This window comes from Microcoleus sp. Pol12B4 (assembly GCF_036701385.1).
Classification (GTDB): Bacteria; Cyanobacteriota; Cyanobacteriia; order Cyanobacteriales; family Microcoleaceae; genus Microcoleus.
The window spans coordinates 1-5925 of sequence record NZ_JAUBQR010000311.1 but is presented as its reverse complement, the minus strand read 5'-3'; the positions used below and the strand labels follow the sequence as shown (position 1 = coordinate 5925).

Annotated in this window: 5 protein-coding genes, 1 tRNA gene and 2 pseudogenes; 3 read left to right on the top strand and 5 right to left on the bottom strand. The window is 47.6% G+C overall.

What is annotated here, in order from left to right:
- The coding region (locus QUA38_RS27005) for a peptidoglycan-binding domain-containing protein (protein WP_333167328.1) at positions 1 to 264 on the top strand (264 nt) is incomplete at its 5' end.
- The gene (locus QUA38_RS27000) at positions 261 to 584 is read left to right on the top strand and encodes a peptidoglycan-binding protein (protein WP_333167326.1); all 324 of its coding nucleotides are present in this window, start codon (positions 261 to 263) and stop codon (positions 582 to 584) included. The genes QUA38_RS27005 and QUA38_RS27000, both read left to right, overlap by 4 nt.
- Before the next feature lie 178 nt (positions 585 to 762).
- On the opposite strand, the gene QUA38_RS26995 is transcribed toward QUA38_RS27000, so the two are convergent.
- The 3 genes and pseudogenes from QUA38_RS26995 to lipA form a co-directional block, all read right to left on the bottom strand.
- The gene (locus QUA38_RS26995; RefSeq protein ID WP_190742311.1) at positions 763 to 1290 is read right to left on the bottom strand and encodes a transcriptional repressor; all 528 of its coding nucleotides are present in this window, start codon (positions 1288 to 1290) and stop codon (positions 763 to 765) included.
- A 418-nt stretch (positions 1291 to 1708) separates the two neighbouring features.
- Positions 1709 to 2974: an RNA polymerase sigma factor SigC gene (sigC, locus tag QUA38_RS26990; protein ID WP_333167324.1), complete on the bottom strand. Its 1266-nt coding sequence runs from the start codon at positions 2972 to 2974 to the stop codon at positions 1709 to 1711.
- A gap of 786 nt (positions 2975 to 3760) precedes the next feature.
- Positions 3761 to 4636: pseudogene (gene lipA, locus QUA38_RS26985) on the bottom strand (lipoyl synthase); the annotation flags it as partial.
- Between the two features lie 91 nt (positions 4637 to 4727).
- On the opposite strand from lipA, the gene QUA38_RS26980 reads away from it, so the two are divergent.
- Positions 4728 to 4801: transfer RNA gene (locus QUA38_RS26980), tRNA-Pro, on the top strand.
- 237 nt (positions 4802 to 5038) lie between these two features.
- On the opposite strand, the gene QUA38_RS26975 is transcribed toward QUA38_RS26980, so the two are convergent.
- Together QUA38_RS26975 and QUA38_RS26970 are read right to left on the bottom strand one after the other, a co-directional pair.
- Positions 5039 to 5164, bottom strand: coding sequence for a hypothetical protein (locus QUA38_RS26975; RefSeq protein WP_333167322.1), 126 nt, complete (start codon positions 5162 to 5164; stop codon positions 5039 to 5041).
- Between the two features lie 148 nt (positions 5165 to 5312).
- Positions 5313 to 5813 (bottom strand): annotated as a pseudogene (locus QUA38_RS26970) (transposase); the annotation flags it as partial.
- Positions 5814 to 5925: the final 112 nt, after the last annotated feature.

The following is a 5925-nucleotide window of genomic DNA, read 5'->3' as shown; positions in this document are numbered from 1 at the left end:
CAAGAATTGGGTTATTACAGGAGCCAGATTCACGGTTGGTTCGATCGACCAACTCAGGCAGCTTTGATCCGCTTTCAAAAAGATAGCGGGCTGTTCGGGACTGGAAGGGTCGATCGCAGCACTCGATCGGCTTTGCGGCAAGGCAACAGGCAGGCAGCAGCGCCTGTGCCGCAAATCGCCACTGGTCTGCGACGGGGCGATGGCCTGCTGTCCGACAACTTCAGTATTCGCTCAGAAGTCTGGGCAAAAACCCCGGCTCGGTGAACGGAGTATTTGGAGCCGAGACCGAGTTTGCGGTGCTGTCGTTTCAGCAGGAACGCAATTTGTCACCGGCGAGGGGTATTGCCACTCCGGCGACTTTGGCTGCGCTCCAAAACGGATTAGCTGGGCGGGTAGCTGTTCCAATTAGCAGCAGTTTCAACTCTCGATCGAGCATTCAGCAATTACAAAGGCGGCTGCAAGACCTCGGCTTTTACACAGGCTCGATCAGCGGAGTTTTCGATGGTTCGACGAGAGAGACCCTCGATCGAGCTCAGCGCAGCTACGGGGTCAGCAGCGACGATTTGTTGAGCCAAACTTTTTAGCCCCAGGCTTGCGGACGCTACACTAAAGAAATCGGGTTTCTCGTTTCCGACTCATTCCTGAAATGATGTATTTTTCTTAAGAAACCGGGTTTCTGCGTAACTGCAATCGCACTTGGGCTACCAATTTTTGTTAAAAATTGTAACAAGCCGTACTTAAAAATGCGAAAATAGTGTACTGTCACTCGATTGAATCCGGGGCGCTGCTGCCGTTGTGGGCGATCGACCTCGGACAAGACCAATTGCTGGAAACCAAAGACGGCCATCCCATCCGCAAAGCTTCGTGGCACACCGTATGAATGGTTAGCTGGCAGTCTAGCAGGTGCAACCCAGACTTTTCAGCTTGCTTCATACCAATTTTCAGAATCGAGTCGTTGTTAAATTCGATCGTTCTGTTGCACTGAACGCAGACTAGGTGGTGGTGGTGATGCGGGTAAGGCTGGTTTATTTCATAGTGTTTGTGACCTTCTGCTAGTTCGAGTTCGCGGAGGAGGCTCATCCTTGCCATTAACTTTAAAGTTCGGTAAATGGTGGACAAGCTAATGTTTTCTCCGCGATTTTTTAACAAAGTGTACAAATCCTCCGCACTCAGGTGATTGCCTTTGGGGAGGTTTTGAAACACGTGCAAGATGGTTTCCCGTTGGGGAGTCATCCGCCAGCCTTTGTCATTGAGTTCGGATTTGAATGAGGACGCGGTATAAAGTGCCATAGTGACCCTCTCAAGAAAGTCTGCCTATTGACAATAATACACAACGATCGAGATATTTTGCAAATATCGCAGCTTATTGAAAAAAGATTGAGGAAAAAATTTGGTTTTTGATATTTTTTGACTTTCAACAAGCTTTATGACTGAAAGCATCCAGGATACAAGCCCCCGGATTCATCCGTCCAGAAATAAAAAACCTGTATCCGAGGAAACTTGCCCCCCGAATTTATGCGTGGGATCAATGCTTCAATTCTTTAATCTAAAATCTAAAATCTAAAATCTAAAATCGATTGACTTGCTGCAGAGGACAGAGAAGTTGTTTAGAAGTAAATATTGTTACTTCTGCCGAATGCCTCATGCCTTCTGCACAAGTGCCCAATGCCTTGCTCCCTGATTAATCGCGCTGACTGACCGGCCAAATTTAAGTCAGAGACTCCAGATAGTCGCGGACGCGGTTGCGACGCTTAGGTTGGCGGAGTTTTTGCAAAGCTTTAGCTTCAATTTGGCGGACCCGCTCGCGGGACAAGTCGAGGGCGCGACCGATTTCTGCCAGCGAATAGGGGTGTCCGTCGCCCAAACCAAAGCGCATCAGAATTACATCTCGCTCGCGGCTGGTCAAATCTGCCAGCAGTTGCTGCAAGTCGCGGTGCAAAGCTTCTCGCATCAGCATTTCTTCTGGGGAGATGCTGTCGGTTTCGAGCAAGTCGCCCAACTCTGTATCTTTTTCGTTGCCCACTTTAGTTTCCAAAGAAACAGAACGGGGGACTCGCAGCAAAACTTCTCGGACTTGAGAGGCCGTCATGTCCAACTCTACAGCGATATCTTCGATCGTAGCTGTCCGACCTTTTTCTTGAGAAATTTTGCGCTGGGCTTTTTTGATTTTGTTAAGTTTTTCGGTGATGTGGACGGGGAGGCGGATCGTGCGGCTTTGAGTGGCGATAGCCCGCGTAATTCCCTGCCGAATCCACCAGTAGGCATAGGTGCTAAACCGATAGCCCCGCGTCGGGTCAAACTTTTCTACAGCTCGCTCCAGTCCCAGAGTACCTTCTTGTATTAAGTCGAGCAATTCTAAACCGCGATTTTGATATTTTTTCGCCACCGAAACCACGAGGCGCAGGTTCGCCTTAATCATGTGGTCTTTAGCTTCGACGCCTTCAGCTTGAATTCTTTCGATCGTCTCGACCGTCATCTCGGCTAACTCGGCCCACTGGCGCTTGCCTTCGGACATAATTCGCTTGAGTTCTGGCACGTCAACGACACCGGCGGTTAAGGCCCAGCGTTCCAGGGAAGGTTTATGTCCCAACTGTGCCGATAACCGATCGCGCACCTCAATTAAATGCACGAAGCGCGCAATTAGCCCTTCTTCCTGGGATGCGACGGTGTTGCGTAATTCCAGCAATTTGATATAGCGCTGAACTTTTTGAGCTTCCGACACTTCTTCGTCTCTACCCAAGAGACGAACCCGACCTATTTCTTGGAGGTACAGGCGCACTAAATCTGTAGTGCGACGGCTGGCATTTTTTTGCAATTTGGCTGCTGGGTCTGCATCTTCTGTCTCTGCTGGGTCTTGGTCGAGCAGTTCGTCTCCAGCTTCTTCAGCATCTTCATCCAACACATCACCTTGCAAGGGATTGACTTGCAGTTGTTCGTCGAATTCAGCTTCAGCGTAAAAAGAGGTGGCTGGCATAGTGATTTTCTCAGTTGCTCCGGGTGAAAAGATGCTACGCTTAGCGGTTATTTATAATTAAGATGCCCATTTGGTTAAGACGAAGCATCACCGCTTTGTGTTTCTTTACTAACTTTCCTGACTTTTCTGCTGTTGTTCGATCGAACTTTTGCTGCCCCACTTGTTTTACCAAGATTCTGGAAAACGCTAAGAACTTTCTGATGTAACAGGTTGAAGGCCCGAAAAGTATGTTGTACTTCTTTGTTTATGTAGCTAGTATAGATAGTGACTGGCTAGAAACAAGTGACGTTAGTCAGAAGTTAAGTTAATCTTCATCACCAATAACCTGGTTCCCGATCACTTCGGAAAATTAGCCATTTTTTTAATAAAACTTTATATAACTCGGCGCTGTTGATTAAATACGCTGCTGTGAGCGCAGAAGTTTAATCCATTATAGAATATGGGTTTCAGAGTTGCTAGAGTCCGCAGTACCGAGTTATTGGCTGACGCACAAACGGGGTTTATTTCTCAAATTTCTTGATTAAAACCTAGAAGTTTGAGGAAGAAACCCCGTTTCTGGATCTCTTTTGCGTAAGTCGCGACTTTGAGGCGACGATCGACCGATAATTGTTTTGCTGTTGGCTGCTGCTTCCCGCTTAAAATCACGCCCCGAACACCAGCATCTGAAACCGGGTTTTTTGCCCAGGGCCTGCATATCAAGCGCAACTTTTTCCTCGCTGTTACCCGGTTGATAGGGTTTTAGTGAGAATGGTGCGATCGGGCGCGAGTCAACTCAAATTAAAATTGCTAGCGTGGGTAAAGTTTCATGAGTTCCCTCACCTGTTCGGCGTGATAGGAACTGCGAGTTAAGGGAGAAGCGACAACTTGCAAGAATCCCAAAGATTCGCCAAACTTTCTCCAAGCATCAAACTGTTCTGGAGGCACAAAGTTTTCTACGTTTAAGTGCTTTTGAGTCGGTTGCAGGTACTGTCCAACTGTTAAAATATCGCAGCCGACAGCCCGTAACTCCTGCATCGCCTCCCGAATTTCGGCGTCTGTTTCTCCCAGTCCCACCATGATGCCGGATTTGGTGTAAACCCCAGGTGCGAGTTCGCGGCTTCGCTGCAATAGTTCCAAGGTGCGATCGTACTTTCCTTGCGGCCGCACCTTGCGGTAAAGTCGCTTGACGGTTTCGGTATTGTGGTTGAGTACCTCTGGCCGGGCTGCGAGAATGATTTCTAAAGCCTGCCAATTGCCGCACAAGTCGGGAATCAAAACTTCTATAGTTGTATCGGGCATCGCCGATCGCACCGCTTGAATGCACTTGACAAACTGAGACGCCCCCCCATCCGGCAAATCGTCCCGGTTGACAGAGGTAATCACTACGTGGTTGAGTTTGAGCCGCTGCACCGCTTGCGCCAATCTTTCGGGTTCTGTGGGAGCTAAAGGTTGGGGCTTTTTCTCAAAATCGATGTCGCAGTAAGGACAGGCGCGGGTACAAGCCGGGCCCATAATCAAAAATGTCGCAGTACCTGCGTTGAAGCATTCGCCGATGTTCGGACAGGACGCCTCCTCGCAAACCGTATTCAGGGCTAAATCCCGCAAAATTTCTTTGACGTTGCCGACGCGCTCCCACTGGGGGGCTTTTACTCGCAACCACTGGGGCTTAACTGTCACGTCTGTCTCCGCCTGATTAGTATTTTACAAATCATTATATAGGAGCTTGCTCAATTTTGACTTGAGTGTGATAGGGTAAAAATATAGTGACTAATTTCGGGATGTAGCGCAGCTTGGTAGCGCACCTCGTTCGGGACGAGGGGGTCGCAGGTTCAAATCCTGTCATCCCGATTGCTTTTAACTCTTCACGGGTAACGGGTTCCAGATTTATTACCCTTTAGGATATTTCACTTTCCGCTCATCTTTCGCTCAGTCCTACTATTCTAAGTTGCTGAGTAGCCCCAAAACTGCTTCCATGTCAGCCAAGTCTGCCCTTAACTTTTTGCGCCGCGCTTTTAACTGATTGAGCATATCGGTCGGCTCTGCAGATTCTGCAACGGTCGGAGCTGAGTTTTTATTTTGTTCCCGTCAGCGCCGTGCTTCCTTGAGTTCTTGCTCCAACATCTGCACCTTTAGTCCTAAGTCGCCGTTGCGCTCGTGTAACTGATTCAGTTCTGCATCCCATTCTGTAAGTTGCTTGTTAGCCGCTTTCAATTCCTGCCTGAGCGATTCATCGTTGCCGTCACTCAGGTACTCAATTTTCCCAGCCGTTCCTCAATGGTGGCTATCCGCTCCATCACGGGGTTGTAGACACGACGCTGTTATTGTTTCGTGTGGACAAATCTGTAGACACTGTATACGCTACTGCCCAGTGTCCTAATAATAGGCCATAAATTTCTTGCACTACTTCTCTTGGTCTTTGAGAACGAATATGAGTTTGACCTAAAAGATGTACCTTGAGTTAATCAATTGTATTTTCGACTTCCCACCCTTGATGATAGTCGGCATCTAGTAAGTTTACCCGATATTTTTGACTATCCAATAAACTTGTAATCAAACGATATCTAATTTCTGCTGTTCGGTCGTTTAAGTTTTTAATTGTGTACTCGATTACTCGGATTGGTCTGGACTCAAATCCTTTTTTCTGAATTGGGCTGGAGGATTAATAAAACTTAAGTAAGAACCATCTTCTAGTTGTGTTTCGTTGAGTAATTTAACATTCGACGGAATTCTGCCTCAATAGTCACAACCGCTACTGAGCGTGGCTAAAACCATCGCGTATGAATGCAAGCCACGCGTCCCCCATTAACAACATTTCTTTAGTAACTGAGCGCACTAATCTTAAAGCTATTACTCCTTCTCCATCTTACAGCGTTTTCCGCTGTTATGAGGTACAACAGCAACAGTTAGCAAACCAATTTCTTAAATGCTGAGGATTTATTAAATTGAGGGCAACTGCTATTATTCTATCAATC